Source organism: Streptomyces sp. Root431 (genome assembly GCF_001426585.1).
GTDB classification, from domain to species: Bacteria; Actinomycetota; Actinomycetes; order Streptomycetales; family Streptomycetaceae; genus Streptomyces; species Streptomyces stackebrandtii.
On the sequence record NZ_LMEI01000007.1, the window covers coordinates 418,475 to 437,118 of the forward strand.

General features: G+C 73.0%; 15 protein-coding genes. 4 read left to right on the forward strand and 11 right to left on the reverse strand.

Features of this window, described 5'->3' with window-relative positions; all coding sequences use genetic code 11:
• Positions 1-26: 26 nt before the first annotated feature.
• From ASC82_RS09170 to ASC82_RS09185, 4 genes are all read right to left on the reverse strand, one after another.
• Complete coding sequence (locus tag ASC82_RS09170; protein WP_056644059.1) at positions 27-1,448, reverse strand: C40 family peptidase; 1,422 nt, start codon at positions 1,446-1,448, stop codon at positions 27-29.
• Positions 1,449-1,522: 74 nt separating this feature from the next.
• On the reverse strand, positions 1,523-1,849 hold the full coding sequence (locus ASC82_RS09175; protein ID WP_056644061.1) for a hypothetical protein: 327 nt from the start codon (positions 1,847-1,849) through the stop codon (positions 1,523-1,525).
• 42 nt (positions 1,850-1,891) lie between these two features.
• Entirely contained in the window at positions 1,892-2,614 is a 723-nt protein-coding gene (locus tag ASC82_RS09180; protein ID WP_056644063.1) for a TetR/AcrR family transcriptional regulator, read from the reverse strand.
• Between the two features lie 211 nt (positions 2,615-2,825).
• Positions 2,826-3,761, reverse strand: a complete 936-nt coding sequence (locus ASC82_RS09185) for a diiron oxygenase (protein ID WP_056644065.1) — start codon at positions 3,759-3,761, stop codon at positions 2,826-2,828.
• 167 nt (positions 3,762-3,928) lie between these two features.
• On the opposite strand from ASC82_RS09185, the gene ASC82_RS09190 reads away from it, so the two are divergent.
• A complete protein-coding gene (locus tag ASC82_RS09190) occupies positions 3,929-5,038 on the forward strand; it encodes a ferritin-like domain-containing protein (protein ID WP_056644067.1) in 1,110 nt (369 codons plus the stop codon).
• 54 nt (positions 5,039-5,092) lie between these two features.
• On the opposite strand, the gene ASC82_RS09195 is transcribed toward ASC82_RS09190, so the two are convergent.
• The 4 genes from ASC82_RS09195 to ASC82_RS09210 form a co-directional block, all read right to left on the reverse strand.
• Positions 5,093-6,568 (reverse strand): penicillin-binding transpeptidase domain-containing protein, encoded by a 1,476-nt coding sequence (locus ASC82_RS09195; protein ID WP_056644069.1) that lies wholly within the window; start codon positions 6,566-6,568, stop codon positions 5,093-5,095.
• A gap of 60 nt (positions 6,569-6,628) precedes the next feature.
• The gene (locus tag ASC82_RS09200) at positions 6,629-8,008 is read right to left on the reverse strand and encodes an FtsW/RodA/SpoVE family cell cycle protein (RefSeq protein WP_056644071.1); all 1,380 of its coding nucleotides are present in this window, start codon (positions 8,006-8,008) and stop codon (positions 6,629-6,631) included.
• 67 nt (positions 8,009-8,075) lie between these two features.
• The gene (locus tag ASC82_RS09205) at positions 8,076-9,422 is read right to left on the reverse strand and encodes a HAMP domain-containing sensor histidine kinase (protein ID WP_107105871.1); all 1,347 of its coding nucleotides are present in this window, start codon (positions 9,420-9,422) and stop codon (positions 8,076-8,078) included.
• A 65-nt stretch (positions 9,423-9,487) separates the two neighbouring features.
• The gene (locus ASC82_RS09210) at positions 9,488-10,273 is read right to left on the reverse strand and encodes a hypothetical protein (protein ID WP_056644075.1); all 786 of its coding nucleotides are present in this window, start codon (positions 10,271-10,273) and stop codon (positions 9,488-9,490) included.
• Between the two features lie 282 nt (positions 10,274-10,555).
• On the opposite strand from ASC82_RS09210, the gene ASC82_RS09215 reads away from it, so the two are divergent.
• Complete coding sequence (locus ASC82_RS09215; RefSeq protein WP_079039167.1) at positions 10,556-11,446, forward strand: type II CAAX endopeptidase family protein; 891 nt, start codon at positions 10,556-10,558, stop codon at positions 11,444-11,446.
• A gap of 111 nt (positions 11,447-11,557) precedes the next feature.
• Here ASC82_RS09215 and ASC82_RS09220 read toward each other — a convergent pair whose 3' ends face one another.
• The 3 genes from ASC82_RS09220 to ligD form a co-directional block, all read right to left on the reverse strand.
• A complete protein-coding gene (locus ASC82_RS09220) occupies positions 11,558-13,696 on the reverse strand; it encodes a hypothetical protein (RefSeq protein WP_056644076.1) in 2,139 nt (712 codons plus the stop codon).
• A 272-nt stretch (positions 13,697-13,968) separates the two neighbouring features.
• Positions 13,969-14,847 (reverse strand): DNA ligase, encoded by an 879-nt coding sequence (locus ASC82_RS09225; RefSeq protein ID WP_242427616.1) that lies wholly within the window; start codon positions 14,845-14,847, stop codon positions 13,969-13,971.
• Between the two features lie 89 nt (positions 14,848-14,936).
• A complete protein-coding gene (gene ligD / locus ASC82_RS09230; protein WP_056644078.1) occupies positions 14,937-15,833 on the reverse strand; it encodes a non-homologous end-joining DNA ligase in 897 nt (298 codons plus the stop codon).
• Positions 15,834-15,886: 53 nt separating this feature from the next.
• Here ligD and ASC82_RS09235 point away from each other — a divergent pair, with 53 nt between their 5' ends.
• Together ASC82_RS09235 and ASC82_RS09240 are read left to right on the forward strand one after the other, a co-directional pair.
• The gene (locus tag ASC82_RS09235) at positions 15,887-16,828 is read left to right on the forward strand and encodes a Ku protein (RefSeq protein ID WP_056644080.1); all 942 of its coding nucleotides are present in this window, start codon (positions 15,887-15,889) and stop codon (positions 16,826-16,828) included.
• A 303-nt stretch (positions 16,829-17,131) separates the two neighbouring features.
• On the forward strand, positions 17,132-18,631 hold the full coding sequence (locus tag ASC82_RS09240; RefSeq protein ID WP_107105872.1) for a M4 family metallopeptidase: 1,500 nt from the start codon (positions 17,132-17,134) through the stop codon (positions 18,629-18,631).
• The last annotated feature ends 13 nt before the right edge of the window (positions 18,632-18,644 follow it).

An 18,644-nucleotide genomic window follows, 5' to 3' on the forward strand; every position in this document is an offset into this window, starting at 1 on the left:
GCAAGGGGCCTGCCATGAAGGGGAGTTCACGGGCGGTCGTACCCCTCGTCCCCGCCGTCCGTGGCCCCCTCCGGAAGCGCCGGTGGCGCGTACTTCTCCAGGGCGTCCCCGCCCGGATCGGGGCGGACCGCGCCGAGCAGCGGGTTCGCCGCGACGGGGGAGACCTTCACCTTCCCGCCGGGCCGCGGCGCCTGCACCACCAGGCCCTCGCCGAGATAGAGCGCCACATGGGTGGCGCCCGGGAAGTAGACCACCAGGTCGCCCGGGCGGAGCTCGGACAGCGACACCCGGGGCAGCGTCGCCCACTGCTCCTGGCTCGTCCGCGGAATCTCCCGCCCCGCCGCCGCCCACGCCTGCTGGGTCAGCCCCGAGCAGTCGTACGACTCCGGGCCCTCGGCCCCCCATACGTACGGCTTGCCGATCTGCCCCACCGCGAAGCGCAGGGCCTCCGCGCCCGCCCGGGACGGGGTGCGCAGGCCGTCCAGGGCGCCGGAGTCGAGGAGTTCGCGCTGCGCGCCCGCGGTCTGGACCCGCTCCAGTTCGGTGAGCCGGGTGAGCTGCTCGGGGGAGAGGGACGCGAGCAGCTTCTCGACCTCGCGCAGCTTCGCCGTCACCTCGTCGCGCCGGGTGCGCTGTGCGGCGGCGAGGGACTGCTGCCGGTCGAGGGCCTTGCGCGACGTGCTCGCGAGCGTGTCCGCCCGCCGCTCGGCCCCTTCGAGCCGCGCGACGGTCCCGGCCCGGTCGCGGGCCGCCCGGGCGAGCAGCCGCCCCTGGTCCAGGGCCGACTGGGGGTCCTGCGCGAAGAGCATCTGGAGGGAGGGGGGAAGCGAGGCGAGCGCGCCCCTGCCCTGGTACTGCTCCCTGGCGAGCCGTCCGGCCGCGGCCCGGCCCCGGGCGAGGTCGGTCCGGGCGGCGATGAGCCGGGCGGTGACCTTCTTGGTGTCGGCGGCCTGGACCTTGAGTGCCTCCTCGGCGGCGTTGAACCGCTCGGTGGCCTCCTCGGCCTGCCGGTAGAGCGTCCGCAGGCGCGTGAGGAGCCCGGCGACGGAGTCGCCGCCGGGGGGTGGCAGCGCGGAGGCGTCGTCGCCGACGGGGGTGGTGGGTGGGGTCGTGGGATCGGTCTGCGCGTCCGGGTCGGTCTGAGTTTCCGGTGCGTCCGGTGCGTCCGGTGCGTCCGGTGCGTCCGGGGTCACCGGTGGTGCCGGTGGTGCCTCTGCGGTCGGAGCCACTGGATCGCCCCCGGTTCCGGTCCCCGTCCCGGTCCCGGCCTCCGGATCCACCGGGCCGACCGGTTCCGCTGCCGGGTCCGCCCAGGCGATCGGGGCCTGTGCCGACGGGTCCACGGGTGGATCCGTCGGTCCCGCGCCCGCCGCCGGGACCACCCCCGTGAGGGCCGTCGCAGCGGCCAGCGCCCCCGTGCAGACCGTACGCAGCAGCCTTCGCGACACGTCACCACCTCCAGGGGGATGATGACGTGTCACTTCATCCGATTACCGTACGAATCGGGTCGCGCTCGGCGTGCTCACCCGTTCGGCTCAGCATCGGTCGGCCGCGCCGCGCCGCCGGCACCGCCGTCCGTCCCGCCGCTCGGCTTGGACCACGGCCACTTCAACTCGCGCCGCTCGCGGCCCTCGGGGACGTACTCATAGACCCAGCCGCGCTGGATCCCGAGCCGCTTCGTGTGGCCCGCGGGCTCGCGCCGGTACGCGTGCAGCATCGGCGGGCGTCCGTCGTGGGCCGGGACCGGCACCTCGTACCACTTCGGCGGGTGGCCGGTCGGACCGACCAGGATCGGCAGGACCCGGCCGTCGAGGGGGCCGCCGCGGAAGGGCGTGTTCTCGCTTCTCACCCCTCCAGTCTCACCCCTGGCCGCCGGGAGCCCCCCATCGGCTCACAGCAGATGGGCCGCCTCGCCCACCACGGGGATCACCTTGCGGGCGAGCGCGGCCACCGGACCCTCGGGCGTCTCCTGCGCGAGGAGGCGGCTGACGACCGCCGCCGTCTCCTCGTCGCTCGCCGTGGTCGCCGCGAGGAGGGCGATGAGATGGTCGACCAGCCATTCCCGCAGCTCGCGCGCCGGGGGCTGCTTCTCCTCGTCGAGCCAGATGAGCGAGGCGGCCTCCACGGCCGCGATCCACGTCCGCACCAGCATCGAGAGCCGGCGGCCCGGCCGCGCCACCCCGAGGTGGACGAGGATCTGCTCGGCGGCGGCCCGCCGCACCTCGTCCACGATCGCGGTGGTCCGCGAGGTCTCGGCGACGCTGCCGCCCCGCAGCAGGGCGCTGAAACCGGCGTCGTGCTCGTCGACGAAGGTCAGGTACCGGTCGAGCACCCGGCCGAGCCGCTCCGTCGGCGCGCCGACCGGCGGCTCGGTGAAGCAGTGGTTCAGGGCGTCGGCGGAGGAGCGCAGGGCGGCCTCGTACAGCTGCTGCTTGCCGCCCGGGAAGTAGCGGTAGACGAGGGGCCGCGAGACGCCGGCCGCCTCGGCGACGTCGTCGAGCGAGACGTCCTCGGGCGTCCGGTGGGCGAAGAGCTCCAGGGCGGCGTCGAGGAGCTGGCCGCGCCGCTCCTCGACACTGAGCCTGCGGTACGCGGGTGTGGCGGCGCTCGTCATGCTCCGCAGCGTAACCGCGGAACGCGCCGGTCAGGCGGCCCGTCCCAAACCGGCTCCGGACCCGGCTCCCGACTGGCTTCCGCCCCTGCTCGGGACGCGGCTCCGGACCGGCTCCGGACCCTGCTCCGGACCCGGCTCCCGACCGGCTTCCGACCCTGCTCCGGACCCGGCTCCCGATCGGCTCCCGACCCGGCTCCCCTCCCCGCCCCCGTCAGGCCAGCAGCCCCGAGGACTTCCAGAGGCGGCGGCCCGCCCCGCGCAGTACGCCGATGTCGTCGAGGAAGTCCGTCAGCCGCTTGGCGCCCGACTGCATGACCTCGCGCCGGTGCCCGCTCGCCTTCACCTGGGCGACGGCCTCGCGCCGGTCCAGGCCCACGGCCTCGTACACCTGCGGGTTGACGAAGCAGGTGGAGAAGACGCGGGCCGCCTCGCCGCAGCTCAGCCGGGTGAACTCCCGCTCCCAGCGCGGGGCGGTCGCCATCTGGCGGCGCAACTCCTCGCGGGCGTACCGGACGTGACGGGCCTCCTCGACCACATGGATCCGGGTCACCCCGCGGACGAGGGTCTGCACCCGCTCGTCCGGGAAGGTCAGCCGCTGCATCCAGTCGAGGATCTCCTCCCCGAGCAGGGTGGAGGCGAAGGATCCGGGGGTCGTGGAGACGGTCTTCAGGAGGCGCGCGAGGTTGTGGTAGAGCCGCGGGACGGGGTACGCCGGGGTGCCGCCCTGCTGGATGAGCCGGGCGAACATCATCGAGTGCCGGCACTCGTCGGCGATCTCGGTGAGCGCGTACCGGACGTGATGGCTGGTCAGGGACTTGTCGTAGATGTGCCGGACGAGCAGCTGCATCAGGATGATCTCGAACCAGATGCCGAGCGAGGCGAGCGAGGCCGCCTCGTGGCGGGAGAGCGCGATCCGCTGCTCCTCGGACATCCGGCGCCACAGCGGGGTGTCGTAGAGGGAGACGAGCTCGGGCGGCCAGAACCACTTGCCGTCCTCGAAGGGGGCGTCCCAGTCCAGCTCGGTGTCCGGGTCGTAGGAGTGCTTGCGGGAGGACTCCAGGAGCCGCTCGGCGACCTGTTCGCGGTCGCGCAGCGGCCCCAGGGCGTCCCGGAGGAGGCCGAAGTCGGGCTCGGTGAAGGGGGTCATGGTGGAGGGCACCTCGCTGCACTCGCCGTCGCGTCGCCGGATCCATTACCGGGGGTCACCCTTATGAGACTGCCCGTCAGTAACGCCGTCAATCCCTTGCGCGCGACTTGTTGACCACCCGTCTACCAACGTGTGAGCCTGCTGGAAACGGACGGAAGGAGTCGTCAGTGTCGACGCACGACCTTTACGTGAACGCCCCCGCCGGACCCGTCTGGCAGGTGCCGGCGGGCGGTGCGGCCCGGTTCTCCTGGGAGTACGAGGACGGCCGCGAGCGCCTCCTCGCCCTCTACCGGAAGGGCAAGGACAAGCAGTGGGACGGCGCCACCCGGATCGACTGGGACCTCGACGTCGACCCGTACGACCCGCTCGGCACCCCCGACGAGGTCCTCAACCTCTACGGCACCCGCCACTGGGCGAAGATGACCGAGAAGGACAAGGGCGACCTGCGCCGGCACTACGCCTCATGGCAGTTCAGCCAGTTCCTCCACGGCGAGCAGGGCGCCATGATCTGCGCCGCCCGGATCGTCGAGTCCGTCCCCGACCTGGACGCCAAGTTCTACTCCGCCACCCAGACCATGGACGAGGCCCGGCACGCCGAGATCTACGGCCGTTTCCTCCACGAGAAGATCGGGATGCTCTACCCGATCAACGACAACCTCAAGGGCCTGCTCGACGACACCCTGCGCGACTCCCGCTGGGACATGCCCTACCTCGGCATGCAGGTCCTCATCGAGGGCCTCGCGCTCGCCGCCTTCGGCATGATCCGCGACACCACCGACAAGCCGCTGCCCAAGCAGATCCTCGCGTACGTCATGCAGGACGAGGCCCGGCACGTGGCCTTCGGCCGGATGGCCCTGCGCGACTACTACGGACAGCTGTCGGACGCGGAGCTTCGCGAGCGCGAGGAGTTCGTGATCGAGGGCTGCTACCTGATGCGCGACCGGCTGCGCGGGGTCGAGGTCCTGGAGAACTTCGGCATCCCCAAGGCCGAGGCCGAGGAGCTGAGCGAGCGCAGCGAGTTCCTCCAGCTCTTCCGGAAGCTCCTCTTCAGCCGGATCGTCCCCTGCGTGAAGGACATCGGCCTGTGGGGCGAGCGCCTCCAGAAGGCCTATCTGGACATGGGCGTCTTCGACCTCGGCGACTCCAACCTCGACCTCCTGATGACCCAGGACGAGGAGATCGCGGAGCGGCTCGACGCGGAGCGCTTCGCGGCGGAGGAGCGGGCGCGGGTCGCGGAGGTGGAGGAGGCGATCGAGGAGGGGGCGGCCGCGGAGTAGGGCGCACCGGGCGAGGGGCGGCGGGTCGGACAGGCCCCACGGGCACCCGTCGGCCTACCCCCGTGCCTCCTCCTCCAGTCGCAGCGCCTCCTGCATCACGGCCCGCGCGATGGGGGCCGCGCTGCCGCCCCCGCTGATGTCGGTACGGGCCGCCTCGGCGTCCTCGACGACGACCGCCACCGCGACGGCCGGCTGGGCCGTGCCCTCCGCCTGCGCCCAGGCGATGAACCAGGCGTACGGGGTGCCGGTGTTGCCGAAGCCGTGCTGCGCGGTGCCGGTCTTGCCGCCGACCCGGGCCCCGGGGATCGCCGCGTTCGTGCCTGTGCCGTCCTCGACCGCCCGCACCATCAGTCGCTGGAGCTGCATCGCCGTCGAGGGGTTCATCGCCTGCCGGTAGCTGCGGCGGCCCGTGCGGTCCACCGTCGTCCCGCCGGAGGTCGTGGTGCGCTCGACGAGGTACGGCTGGGCGATCTCCCCGTTGTTGGCCACGGCCGCCGCGACCATCGCCATCTGGAGCGGGGTCGCCGTCGTGTCGAACTGCCCGATCGACGAGAGCGCCAGCTGGTCCGGGCTCATCGCCCGGTCGAAGTTGGACTTCGCGACCCAGGACGGCACCCGGAGGCCCGTGTCGTTGAAGCCGAAGCGCTCCACCGCGTCGACCATCCCGGTGAGCCCGACCTCCACCCCGAGCCCGGCCATCACCGTGTTGCACGACCACTGGATCGCGTACGCGAGGGACGCGTCCCCGCACCCCCGCGCCTCGTTCGGCAGCACCTGCCGGGTGCCCGGCAGGACGAACGGGTCCGGGGTGTCGGTCGGCGCGTCGACGTCCCGCACCACCCCCGCGTCCAGGGCCGCCGCGGCCGTCACGATCTTGAAGGTGGAGCCGGGCGGGTACGTCTGGCGCAGCGCCCGGTTCAGCATCGGCTGGTTCGGCGAGGAGTTGAGCCGCTTCCACTCGGCCTTGACCTCGCCGCCCGTCCCCGAGAGGACCCCGGGGTCGTACGAGGGCGAGCTGACGAGCGCCAGGATCCGGCCGCTGGACGGCTCGACGGCGACGACCGCGCCGCGCTTCCCGTCGAGCCCCCGGTAGGCGGCCTCCTGCATCGGGGCGCGGACCGTCGTCAGGACGTCGCCGCCCGGCTGTCGGCCCCGGGTGAGGTCGTTCCAGAGGGGCAGCGGCGCGAGCATCGGGTCCGTCCCGCCGAGGACCGCGTCCTCGGCGTGCTCGACGAGCGTCGTGCCGTACGTCTGGGAGGCGTAGCCGGTCACCGGTGCGTACAACGGGCCCTGCCGGTAGGTCCGTTCCCAGCGCAGCTGCTGTCCGCTGTCCCGCGAGCCGGTCACCGGCTTCCCGTCGACGACGATCTCGCCGCGCGGCTCCGCGTACCGGTCGATGGAGATCCGCCGGTTGGCCGGGTTGTCGTCGAGCTCCTCGGCCTCGAAGACCATGACGCGGGCCGCGTTGACGAGCAGCGCGACCAGCAGGACGAGACAGAGGGCGGCGGCCCGCCGGATGTACCGGATCACGGGGCGGCGCCTTTCCGGGCGTACGGGGTCACGGGGCGGCGCCCTTCTCGGCGTACCGGATCACCGGGCGTCCTCGCTGACCGGGGCGAGCGTCCCGGTGTCGGCCGAGTCCGGCTGCGGCGCGCGGGCCGAGTCGCTGACCCGGATGAGGAGCGCCACGATCACCCAGTTGGTGACCACCGACGAGCCTCCCTGGGCCAGGAACGGCATCGCCATGCCGGTGAGCGGGATCAGCCCCATCACTCCGCCCGCGATGACGAAGACCTGGAGCGCCACGATCGAGGCGAGTCCGATCGCGAGCAGCCGCCCGAAGGGGTCGCGCAGCGAGAGGCCGGCGCGGTAGCCGCGGGCGACGAGGAGCGCGTACAGGAGGAAGAGCGCGGTGAGGCCGACGAGCCCGAGCTCCTCGCCCGCCGTCGCCAGGATGAAGTCCGACTTCACGGCGAAGCCGATGAGGATCGAGTGCCCGAGCCCGAGCCCGGTCCCGAGCATGCCGCCGGCGGCGAAGGCGAACAGCGACTGCGCGAGCTGCCCCGGTCCGTCGCCGGCCCGGATCGAGGCGAAGGGGTCGAGCCAGTCCTGCACCCTGCCGTGCACGTGCGGTTCGAGCGAGCCGACGAGGAAGGCACCGGCGGAGGCCAGGACGAGGCCGACCGCGATCCAGCCGGTCCGGCCGGTCGCCACGTACAGCATGATCACGAAGAGGCCGAAGAAGAGCAGGGAGGTGCCGAGGTCCCGCTCCAGGACGAGGACGCCGACGCTCAGCAGCCAGATCGCCACGATCGGCCCGAGCACCCGGCCCGTGGGGAACTGGAACTTCCAGATCCGGCGGCCGGTGTACGCGAGGGCGTTGCGGTTCGCTGCGAGGTACGCGGCGAAGAAGACGGCGAGCAGGATCTTCGCGAACTCCCCGGGCTGGAAGGAGAGCCCGCCGATCCTGATCCAGATCTTGGCGCCGTTCACGGCGGGGAAGAAGATCGGCAGGATCATCAGGGCGAGCGCGGCGGCCACGGAGACGTACGCGTACCCCTGGAGCGTGCGGTGGTCGCGCAGCAGCAGGACGACCACGATGAAGAGCGTGACCCCGAGCGTCGACCAGACCAGCTGGGTCGCCGCCGCCTGGTCCTTCGGCGTCTCCAGGTCGAGGCGGTAGATCAGCACCAGGCCGAGGCCGTTGAGCAGGACCGCGATCGGCAGCAGCAGCGGATCGGCGTACGGGGCGCGGAAGCGGACCGCGAGATGGGCGAGGAGTGCGAGCAGTCCGAGCCCGGCGCCGTAGCGGGCGGCGTCCGGCGGCACGGCGCCGCTGCGGGCGAGGCCGACGGCGGCGTAGCCGTAGACGGAGATGAGGACGGCGCAGACGAGGAGGGAGAGTTCCACGCCGCGGCGCTTCGGGATGCGGACCCCGGGAGGGGGAGCGTCCGAGCGCGGTGTGGTCATGGTCCGCAACGTAGCAAGCGGTATGCCGTATGTCCCTTTTGTGTGACGGTGTGCCGTGTGGTGCTGTTCAGTCCTCCGGGACGGGACCGGGGCCGGGATCGCGTTCGGACCCGGGACCGGGCTCGGAGCCGGACCCGGGACCGGACCCAGGACCGGACTCGGAGCCGGGACCGGACTCGGAGCCGGGGCCGGGCTCGGAGCCGGAGCCGGGCTCGGACCCGGGCTCGGCTTCGGCGAGGCGCACGTACTCGGGAAGCCGCAGCCGGGCGACGGCGCCGCGGTCCGCGTCGTTCGCGAACACCAGCTCCGCCCCGATCACCTCCGCCTGCCCCACGGCGATCGTCAGCCCGAGCCCGTGCCCCTTGCCCCCGCTCTCGGTACGGAACCGCTGCGGCCCCGACTCCAGCAGGTACTCGGGATAGCCCGGCCCGTGGTCCCGCACGGTCACCGTCGGCCCGTCCACCGTCACCACCACCGGAAGGGCCCCGTGCTTGTGCGCGTTGGCGATCAGATTGCCGAGGACCCGCTCCAGGCGCCGCCGGTCCGTCTCCACGGTGGCGTCCCGGGCGACCCGCACCTCCGTCGGCGTGCCCGAGGCGCGGACCGTCCGCGCGACGAGCGGGCCGAGCTCGTGCACCGCCAGGTCCACGGTCTCGTTGCGGGCGTCGAGCCGGGAGATCTCCAGGAGGTCCTCGGTGAGGTCGCGCATCGCCTTCACCCGGTCCTGGACGAGCTCCGACGGCCGCCCGTCCGGCAGCAGTTCGGCGGCGGCCGAGAGCCCGGTGAGCGGGGTCCGCAGCTCGTGCGCGACATCGGCGGTGAACCGCTGCTCGCTCTGCAGCTTCCGCTGGAGCGAGGAGGCCATCGTGTCGAGCGCCCCGGAGACCGTCGCCACCTCGTCCTGCGGGCGGGAAGGGTCCTCGGTACGGGGGTCGTTGACGCGCGCGTCCAGGTCACCGGCGCTGATCCGGCGGGCCACCTGGGCCGTGAGGTGCAGGCGGCGCGTGACCCGGGTGACGGCGAAGGCGCCGACGAGCAGCGTCGCGCCGATCGCGAGGACGGAGGAGCCGAGGATCGACCGGTCGAGCCCGTCGATCGTCTCGGCGCTCTGCGTGTAGTCGAACCGGACGGCGAGCGCCCGGCCGTCCGCGGGGCCCGCCGCCCACATCGTCGGCCGGCCCTCGTGGTTCGCGACCATCGTGCCGCGCTCGCCCCGGGCGGCGAGCGCCCGCAGCGAGTCCGGGAGTCCGGCCGGGTCGATGCCGGAGAACCGGGGGAGCGGCTCGCCCGCCTCGTAGAGCCGGCTGACCTCGGTGAGCCGCGTGAGGGCCTTCTCCCGCGCGTCGTGCACGGTCTGACCGGTCACCGAGACGTGGACGAGGATGCCGAGCAGCGCGGCGAGCGCGCAGCACATGACCGCGATGAAGACCGCGGCCTTCCAGGTGAGGGTCGCGGTCCAGGCGGGCAGCCGGGGCGCTCTCACGGCCCCGGCTCCACGGGCAGGGGGACGGGCGCGGGCACCGGCGCCGGCCCGGGGGGCGTGGCCGTCGGGCTCACGAGCTTCGGCGCGGGCGGCGCGACCGACGCCCCGGTGCCGGGCGGCTTCACGCGCACGATCTCGTCCCGGGTGGGCAGCATGCTGTGCTGCTGCTCGTCCCAGGACCAGGCGGTGCGGTACTCGTACCCGGGGATGCCGGCCGAACTCACCCGCATGATCAGGTCCCGGCCGGCCAGCTCCACGCTGATGACCTGGTCGACGGTGGACATGATCCGGGTGAGACCGCCGTTCTCGGCGAGGTAGACCCGCACCCCGACCTGCTGGTCGGGCATCCGGATCCCGACGATCAGCTCGTCCCGCCCGTTGCCGGTGAGGTCGCGGTAGTACGGCCGCAGGACGGGACACCCGGCGGGCTTCGCGGCGCAGTCCTCGATCGCCCGGGCGGTCTCCTCGTACAGACCGTCCGCGCCGGAGTACGTGTCGGGGTGCGCCCGCACCTCGGCGAGGACGACGGCCGCGGGGGTGACGCCGTGGACGTCGTTGTCCGGCACCTTCACGCCGGGGACGCGCTGGGTGTCCGACTCGCCGTAGTCGATCGGCGGGTCGGTTGCGGGCGGCAGCTCGGGCCAGAGCCGTACGGGCCCGACGGCGGTGGGCGTGGGCCCGGCGCTCTTGAGCCCGCCCTCCGCGCCGCCGCAGCCGGTCACCGCGGCGAGCGCGCACAGGACTCCGGCCACTCCCAAGGTGGCTGCGGCCTGCGGTCTCACGCGCTGCTCCTCCGTCACGGCGGTCCGGTGTCCCGCCGACCCGATGCCGGCCCGATGCCGACCCTATGCGGACCCTATGCGGACCCTATGCGGAGAGAACTTCCCCCTGCCTCTCGGCGGGGAGCGGCGGGGTCGTGGCACTGCCCGCGTCCCGATTGGCCTATTGTTCGATTGGGCGAATCGACCGCTTATCTGCACGTTACATGCGGGAACAAGCGCTCTGTACTGCTGTGTGCGCGAGCGTGCACACACAGATGGACACGGCGAGGGCGGGGAGACGGCATGACACACCGGACCGGCGAACGGCGCACATCCTGGGTGAGGCGGTTCTTCGACCGTCCGACGACAGGGAAAGCGATCCTGGTGATCGTCGCCTACCTGGTTTTCTACCTGCTCGTCGGACAGCTCATCGGCCTCTTCGCCGGGGACGAGATCGACACCGACGACGTGCTCGGGACGGGCGGCAGCATCTTCTTCGCGCTCGTCCTGCCGGTCGCGATCGGCACCCTGGCCTTGGTCGGCCTCACCGCCGCGGCCGGCTGGCTGCGGGACGTCTTCGGCCGCCAGAGCGTACGGGGCCGGCGCTGGATGTGGATCGCGCCCGCCCTCGTCCTGCTCGCCGTCGTCGGGCACGTCGGCGGCACCGGCTGGGACGCCTGGGATCCGGGCCGGATCGCCCTGATCCTGCTGCTCGGCGTCTTCGTCGGCCTGGCGGAGGAGCTCGCGACGCGGGGCCTCACGGTGAGGATGCTCCGGGGCGCCGGACGCCCCGAGCGCTTCGTGATGGTCGTGTCGTCGGTGCTGTTCGCGCTCATGCACCTCACCAACCTGCTGTCCGGCATGGAGCTGGGCACGGTGCTCGTGACCGTCGTGTACACCTTCGCCTTCGGCACCTGCATGTACCTGTCGATGCGGGTGACCGGGACGATCTGGACCGCGATCGTGCTGCACGGGATGACCGACCCGTCGACGTTCCTGGCGTCGGGCGGGCTCGACGAGGCGGTCACCGCCCAGTCGGGCGGCTGGGCGCTCCTGGCCTCGTCGGCGACGATCCTCATGGTCGTCTTCGCCTTCGTCGCGGTCTTCCTGGTCCGCGACGACCCGAAGGCACCGCACGCCGGGGGAGACGAGCCCGATCCGGCGCTCGCCCGGACGTCGCCTCATGCCCCTTAGAGGGCCCTGATCGACAAGACGCTCCCCGAGACCTGCCCGGCCCGTCCGTCGGGCCCGTCCGTCGGGCCCGTCCGTCGGGCCCGTCCGCCGGGCAGGTCCGCCGGGCAGGACCTAGAACGCCCCCCGCTCCATCCTCGCCAGAGCCGCCCTGCACAGGGTCAGGAGCTTCTCGTCCTGGTGGATGTCGTGGCTGCCCGAGCCGCCCTCGCGGGCGTTGTGGCGGCGCCGGCGGGTGAGCTCCGTGAGGATCGTGAGCTGGGCGTCCCGCGCGGCGGGGCCCATCTCCGCCAGACACTCCGCGATGTCCACGCGCGCGTGCCGGTTCTCCTCCCAGGCCGCGAGCAGCACCGGAAGCGCCTCGTCGGCGCGGCCGGAGACCCGCCACAGGGCCGTCGCGCTGCGGACCCGTACCCACAGGTCACGGGAGGCGAGCCCCGGCCGGAGGGCGGTCGCCGAACCGGCCGCCGCCGGGCCGATCGCCGCCAGGGACAGGGCCGCGCAGCACCAGTCCGGGGCCGAGGAACCGGGCCGCAGCCACTGCTCCAGGGCCGGCAGCACGTCCCCCCTGTCGCCCTCGGCGGCCCACAGGGCACGCGCCGCCATCGTGGCGACCGCGGCCGACTCCGCGGTCAGCAGCCCGCGCAGGTCCGGTACGGCCTCCCGGGCCGCCGGGCCGAAGGCCGCCAGGGTCCGCAGGGCCGCCTCCCGCACCCAGTCGCGCCGGTGCTCCGGCGCACCGCGCAGCACCCGCAGCACCTCGGGGAGCGCCTGACCGCCCCGTACGGCCGCGAGGGCGTAGAGCAGCGGCGCCGCCCGGTCGAACAGACCCTCGTCGAGCTCGACCTCGGCGAGCCGGCGCCGCAGCAGCGGGGCGAGGCCCGCCGCGGCCGGCCCGAGGCCGTCCATGGCGTACAGCAGCTCGCGCCGCACCTCGGGCTCCTCCAGGGCGCGGGCGAGCAGCGGGACCGCGCGGGTGTCCCCGGCGCGGGCCAGCGCGAGGAGCGCCCCGTCCCGCCCGGACCGCCCGACGAGCCCGCCGTAGCCGTCCCGCCGGGCACCGGGCCCCGCGGGCCCGGCCGTGAGCCGGCTCGTGAGCGCGTCCGCGGCGGGACCGCCGAGCTCGAAGAGCCGCTCAAGGAAGGAGGTGGCGGCCTCCCGGAGCCGGGGCTCCGGATCGTGGAGCTGCGCGCCGACGAGCCGGACGATCTCCTCGTACCGCCCGCGCCACACCCGGATCAACCCGCCGCACAGCCAGATCGCGTCCGACCGCTGCCACCGGTCGGGGCTGCGCAGCTGCGCCAGGATCAGCGCGATCCGGTCGTCGACGCGGTCGTCGAGCGCGGAGTGCAGGGTCCGCAGCAGCTCCTCGGTCCAGGGGGCGGGCCGTCCGGCCACCTGCTCCTCCAGGAGCTCCCTGACCTGTCCGGCGAGCGTGGGCGTGGCGGGCCGTACGCCCTCGGTTCCCGTACCGCCCTCGCCGGCGGCGCCGGTACACCCACCGCCCCCGTGGGCCGCGGTCCTGATCTCCTCCAGGAGCTCCGTCACCCACCGCACGATGTCGTCCGGGATCTCGCCCGGCGCGCAGCGCGCCAGCTGGGCGAGGGCCGCGAGCCGCAGCCCGGGGTCCTGCGCGGCGCGGGCCAGCCAGTCGAGCCACTCGACGGTCTCGGAGCGCAGCGACGCGTGGCGCAGGGCGATCCGCCCGACCGCGGCCACCAGGGCGAGCCGCACCTCGGTGTCCCGCTCGACGGTGAGGCTCTCCCGCAGCAGGGTCAGGACGCGCGCGGGGTCGGGGTGCAGCGAGGCGAGCGCGCAGGGCGCGGCGAGCCGCACCTCGGGGTCGGGGTCCCCGACGAGCCCGAGGAACACGTCGGCCCCGGCGGCGATGGCGGCCGCGGCCATCGCGTAGTTGGCCGCCGGTATGAACTCCTCGTCGTCCGGGTCGAATTCGTCCAGTTCCTCATCGTCGTCCAGCTCGATCCCGCCGATGCTGGTGAGCAACTCGACGATGCCGCCCCGGTCCTGGACGGCGGGGTCGGCGACGAGTTCGAGGAGGAAGGGGATGCAGGCGAGCGTCGAGTCGTAGACGTCGCCCTGGTGGTGCACCGCGCCGTACATGCCGTCGAGGGCGGTCTCGCGCTCCGCGGGATCGGCGGAGGCGAGTCCGCGGAGCAGCGCCGGCACGTCGTCCGCGGGCCCGTAGGCGTGCCCCAGCGAGGCCCAGTCGACCTCCTCGATCCCCGTCAGCATTGCCAGGCCGCCTTCCCCGTGAGCGCTGTACCAGTGAGCAAGTGTGCACCACAGGAAGGACAACAACGCCGTGCCGACGACACCGGCCGCGCGGGGGAGCCTTGTTGCGCTCTCTTTGCGCCATGTACGGGGCGGAGCTGCCCGGTTGCTCTAGGTATCCACTCCGATCGACCCTCGCCACGGCCGTCCCGCGCGCCGCACCTCCGCCCGTGCCCCCACCCCTCACCGCACCCCCGCACCCCTCCCGCGCATCCTCCGATCCGTCCCTCCGCTCATCCTTCCGACCGGATGCGGACGAAGGCGACGTTCTCGTGCCGCCCCGCGAGCTGCCGGAGCTCGACGGGAAGGGGCGGCTCCACCCACCGCACGGGCCCGTGCTCCGGGTCGGTCGCGAGGGCGCCGGCACGGTCGGCGACGAGGGAGCCGACCTGGCGGGACTGTGCGGGGGTGAGCCGGGGCGAGGTCGTGACCGTACGGCCGTCGGGGAGCCGAACGAGCAGGTCCCGGGGCCGCTCGGCCGGGCCGATCACTCCCAGCAGCAGGCCGTCGCTCGTATCGGCGTGCCGGATCTTGCGCCAGGCCCAGGTGCCGCCGGCGCGGTAGGCGGAGCTCAGCGACTTCGCCACGAGCCCCTCGACACCGGCGGCGCGCAGGTCGCGGAACCAGCCCCGGGCGGTCTCCTCGTCCAGGGTGGCGAGGACGCGCTGGAGGGGCGGTTCCGCCTCCCGCAGGGCGGCCCCGAGCAGCTCCCACCGGTCGCGGAGGGGAAGGGCGCGCACGTCCCGCCCCGGCACGGCGAGGAGGTCGAAGGCGATGTACGAGACGGGCACCCCGGCCCGTACGCGGTCGGCGTGCGAGCGGAGCAGGTCGGTGAAGCTGAGCCGCCCGTCGCGGTAGGCGCACAGCTCGCCGTCGAGCACGATCCCGGGCGGCAGCTGCTCGCGCAGGTGGGCGGTGATCTCGGGGAACTCGGGTGCGAGGTCCCGGCGGGAGCGGGACTGGAGGACGACCTTCCCGTCGTCGAGGACGAAGGCGAGGGCGCGGAACCCGTCGAGCTTGAGGGAGTACTGGAGCTCCCGCGGCGGCTCCGCCTGGGCGGGGATCTCGTCGGCGGACCGGGGCCGCATGACGTCGACGGGCGGAGGCAGCACGAGCCCCCCGCCGCGCAGGCTCTCACCCCCACTCCCACCCCCACTCCGACCCCCACCACCCTCCCCGCTTCCGCCCCCGCGCACGGGCTTCACGGCACGCCCCCGGCGCGCGAGGGCGCGAAAAGGGGCGCCAAGAGCTCCCCGTACCGCTCCAGACGTGGCGCGATGTCGTCCATCGTCAGAACGAGCTCCTCCGGATCGGCGGAGGGGTCGGCGCAGCCCGCCACCTCGTCCCAGGTGACGGGCGCCGAGACGGTGGGCCGGGCCCGGGCGCGCAGGGTGTAGGGGGTGGCGGTGGTCTTGGCGGCGGCGTTCTGGCTGTGGTCGACGAAGACCTTGCCGGGCCGCAGGGCGCGGGCCATCCGGTGCACGACGAGCCGGGGGAGGGCGGCCTCCGCCTCGACGGCGAGCTGCTTCGCGTACGCCGAGACCAGCTCGGAGGGCGTCGGCACGACCGGGACCAGCAGGTGCAGCCCCTTGGCGCCGGAGGTCTTGGCGAAGGCCTCCAGGCCGTCCGCGGCGAGCCGCTCGCGCAGGTGGAGGGCGACCCGGCAGCAGTCGACGACGGTCGCGGGCGGCCCGGGGTCGAGGTCGAACACGAGCCGGTCGGCTACGGCGGGGGAGGAGGTGCGCCACTGGGGCGTGTGGAACTCGACGACGAGGTTCGCGGCCCACATGAGGGAGGGCAGGTCCTGGATCACGACCTGCCGGGCCCGGGGGTCCTCGGAGCGGGGGACGGGGGTGGTGTTCACCCAGGAGGGTGTGCCGGGCGGAGGGTTCTTGGTGAAGAAGAGCTGCCCGTCGGGGCCGTCCGGATAGCGCAGGAAGGAGACGGGCCGATCGCGCAGATGCGGCAGGATCGCGGCCCCGACGGTGGCGTAGTAGTGGAGCACCTCGCCCTTCGTCGTGCCGGTGAGCGGGTGGAGCACCTTGTCCAGGTTGCTGAGCGCCAGGCGCCGCCCCTCCACCTCTGTGATGGGCGTCATACGATGAGAATCCCACGTGTACCGGAAATATCTGCGCGAAAGAGAACGAAAACGTGCGATCTATCTGGAACGGCGCCATTTCCTTCGGGCTGGTCAGCATCCCGATCAAGCTGGTGAACGCCACCGAGAGCCGGTCCGTATCGTTCCGCCAGATCCACACCGAGGACGGCGGCCGGGTCCGCTACAAGAAGGTGTGCGAGCTCGACGGCCAGGAGGTCGCCGCGGCGGATATCGGCAAGGCGTACGAGGAGGCCGACGGGACCATGATCCCGATCACCGACGAGGACCTGGCCGCGCTGCCGCTCCCGACGGCGAAGACGATCGAGATCGTGGCCTTCGTGCCGGCGGGGGAGATCGACCCGCTCCAGATGGAGGCGGCGTACTACCTCTCGGCGAACGGCGTGCCCGCCGCGAAGCCGTACACCCTGCTCCGCGAAGCCCTCAAGCGCAGCGACAAGGTGGCGGTGGCGAAGTTCGCGCTACGGGGACGGGAACGGCTCGGCATGCTGCGGGTCGTGGACGACGTGATCGCGATGCACGGCCTGCTCTGGCCGGACGAGATCAGGGCGCCGGAGGGCGTGGCCCCGGAGACGCCGGTGACGGTCAGGGAGGCGGAACTCGACCTGGCGGACGCCCTGATGGCCACGCTCGGCGAGGTCGACCTGGACACGCTGCACGACGACTACCGCACGGCGGTGGAGCAGATGATCGCGGCCAAGGCGGAGGGCGGCGAGGCGGTGGCGCCTCCGACGCCGGGCGAGGAGGGCGGAGGCCAGGTCATCGACCTGATGGCGGCCCTGGAGAACAGCGTGCGGGCGGCGAAGGAGGCGCGGGGGGAGGACGCGGAGGTGACGGAACTGAAGCCGAGGGCGGCAAAGAAGACGGCGGCACAGAAGACGACGGCAAAGAAGACGGCGGCAAGGAAGACGACGGCGAAGAAGGCAACGGCGAAGAAGGCCCCGGCGAAGAAGGCGACGCGCAAACGCCCAGCCTGAACGACGAACAAGGCACCCACAGAGCCCACCCCAGAGGCCCCCGGTATTGAACCGGGGGCCTCGGCGTTGCGCGGATAACTCCCCGCACACCGGACAGGAGTGACCGACCTTCGGACAACAGATGGTCAAATTCTTGTCGCAGACCTGCCAAACAATCACCTTCGCTGGCACGCTCACAGCCGCGCCACCATCGCCACCCCCCCCACAACCCCCACGTGCTTCAGCGAAGGAGCCCGCGTGATCCGCCAGCAGTCCTCGCACCGCCGTACCGCCCTCTCGACCGCCCTCATCGCCTCGGCGGCCATGCTCGTCGTCGGAATCCAGACCGGATCGGCCAGCGCCGACGCCCAGCGCGAGGCGGGCGCGACCGCGCTCGTCCTCACGGGCCCGCAGCGCGCGGCGGCCGTCCAGGAGGCGCAGGCGGGAGCCGCCGCCACCGCCAAGGCGATCGGCCTCGCCGACCGCGAGAAGCTGGTCGTCCGCGACGTCGTCAAGGACGCGGACGGCACGGTCCACACCCGCTACGAGCGCACGTACGAAGGCCTGCCGGTCCTGGGCGGCGACCTGGTGGTGCACCAGAAGAAGGACGGCGCCCGCGCGACCACGAAGGCGACCGGCGCCCGGATATCGGTCCCGACGACGGAGGCCGAGGCCCCGGCGGCGACGGCGCGGAGCACGGCCCGCAAGGTGATCTGGGCGGCCACGGGCAAGCCGGCGCTGGCCTGGGAGACGGTCGTCACGGGTACCCAGCGGGACGGTACGCCGAGCGAGCGCCACGTGATCACGGACGCGACCACGGGCAAGGAGCTCCACTCGTACGAGGCGATCGAGACGGGCGTCGGCAACACCCAGTACAGCGGCCAGGTCACGCTCGGCACGGCGCCCGGCTACACCCTCACGGACACGACGCGAGGCGGCCACAAGACGTACGACCTGAACGGCGGGACCAACGGCACGGGCTCCCTCTTCACCAACAGCACGGACACCTGGGGCAACGGCCTGGCGACGAACCGGGAGACCGCGGCCGCGGACGCCCACTACGGCGCGGCCGTCACCTGGGACTTCTACAAGAACGAACTGGGCCGCAACGGCATCCGCGGCGACGGCGTCGCCGCCTACTCCCGGGTCCACTACGGCAACGCGTACGTCAACGCCTTCTGGTCGGACTCCTGCTTCTGCATGACGTACGGCGACGGCACGAACAACCTCAAGCCGCTCACGTCCCTCGACGTCGCGGGCCACGAGATGTCCCACGGCCTCACCGCCTCCACCGCGGGCCTCCGCTACAGCAAGGAGTCGGGCGGCCTCAACGAAGCCACCTCCGACATCCTGGGCACCTCGGTCGAGTTCTACGCGGGCAACGCCACCGACGTCGGCGACTACCTCATCGGCGAGAAGATCGACATCCGCGGCAACGGCACCCCGCTCCGCTACATGGACAAGCCCAGCAGGGACGGCAACTCCGCCGACTACTGGTCCAGCTCCGTCGGCCGCCTCGACGTCCACTACTCCTCGGGCCCGGCGAACCACTTCTTCTACCTGCTCTCCGAAGGCAGCGGCACGAAGGCGATCAACGGCGTCACCTACAACTCCCCCACCTACGACAACTCCACCCTCACGGGCATCGGCCGCACCAAGGCCTACAAGATCTGGTACAAGGCCCTCTCCACCTACATGACCTCCTCCACGAACTACGCCGGCGCCCGCACGGCCACCCTCTCGGCAGCCACCGACCTCTACGGCGCGAACAGCCCGGAGTACACGGCGGTCGCCAAGGCCTGGACGGCGATCAACGTGAAGTAACGCCGTACCTGCA

Excerpts from the sequence above, each read along its gene's own strand:
- ASC82_RS09180 (WP_056644063.1), bottom strand. The coding sequence starts at position 2,614 with ATGACGAGCGCCGCCACACCCGCGTACCGCAGGCTCAGTGTCGAGGAG.
- ASC82_RS09185 (WP_056644065.1), bottom strand. The coding sequence starts at position 3,761 with ATGACCCCCTTCACCGAGCCCGACTTCGGCCTCCTCCGGGACGCCCTG.
- ASC82_RS09200 (WP_056644071.1), bottom strand. The coding sequence starts at position 8,008 with ATGACCACACCGCGCTCGGACGCTCCCCCTCCCGGGGTCCGCATCCCG.
- ASC82_RS09205 (WP_107105871.1), bottom strand. The coding sequence starts at position 9,422 with ATGTGCTGCGCGCTCGCCGCGCTGCTCGGCATCCTCGTCCACGTCTCG.
- ASC82_RS09215 (WP_079039167.1), top strand. The coding sequence starts at position 10,556 with ATGACACACCGGACCGGCGAACGGCGCACATCCTGGGTGAGGCGGTTC.
- ASC82_RS09220 (WP_056644076.1), bottom strand. The coding sequence starts at position 13,696 with ATGCTGACGGGGATCGAGGAGGTCGACTGGGCCTCGCTGGGGCACGCC.
- ligD (WP_056644078.1), bottom strand. The coding sequence starts at position 15,833 with ATGACGCCCATCACAGAGGTGGAGGGGCGGCGCCTGGCGCTCAGCAAC.
- ASC82_RS09240 (WP_107105872.1), top strand. The coding sequence starts at position 17,132 with ATGCTCGTCGTCGGAATCCAGACCGGATCGGCCAGCGCCGACGCCCAG.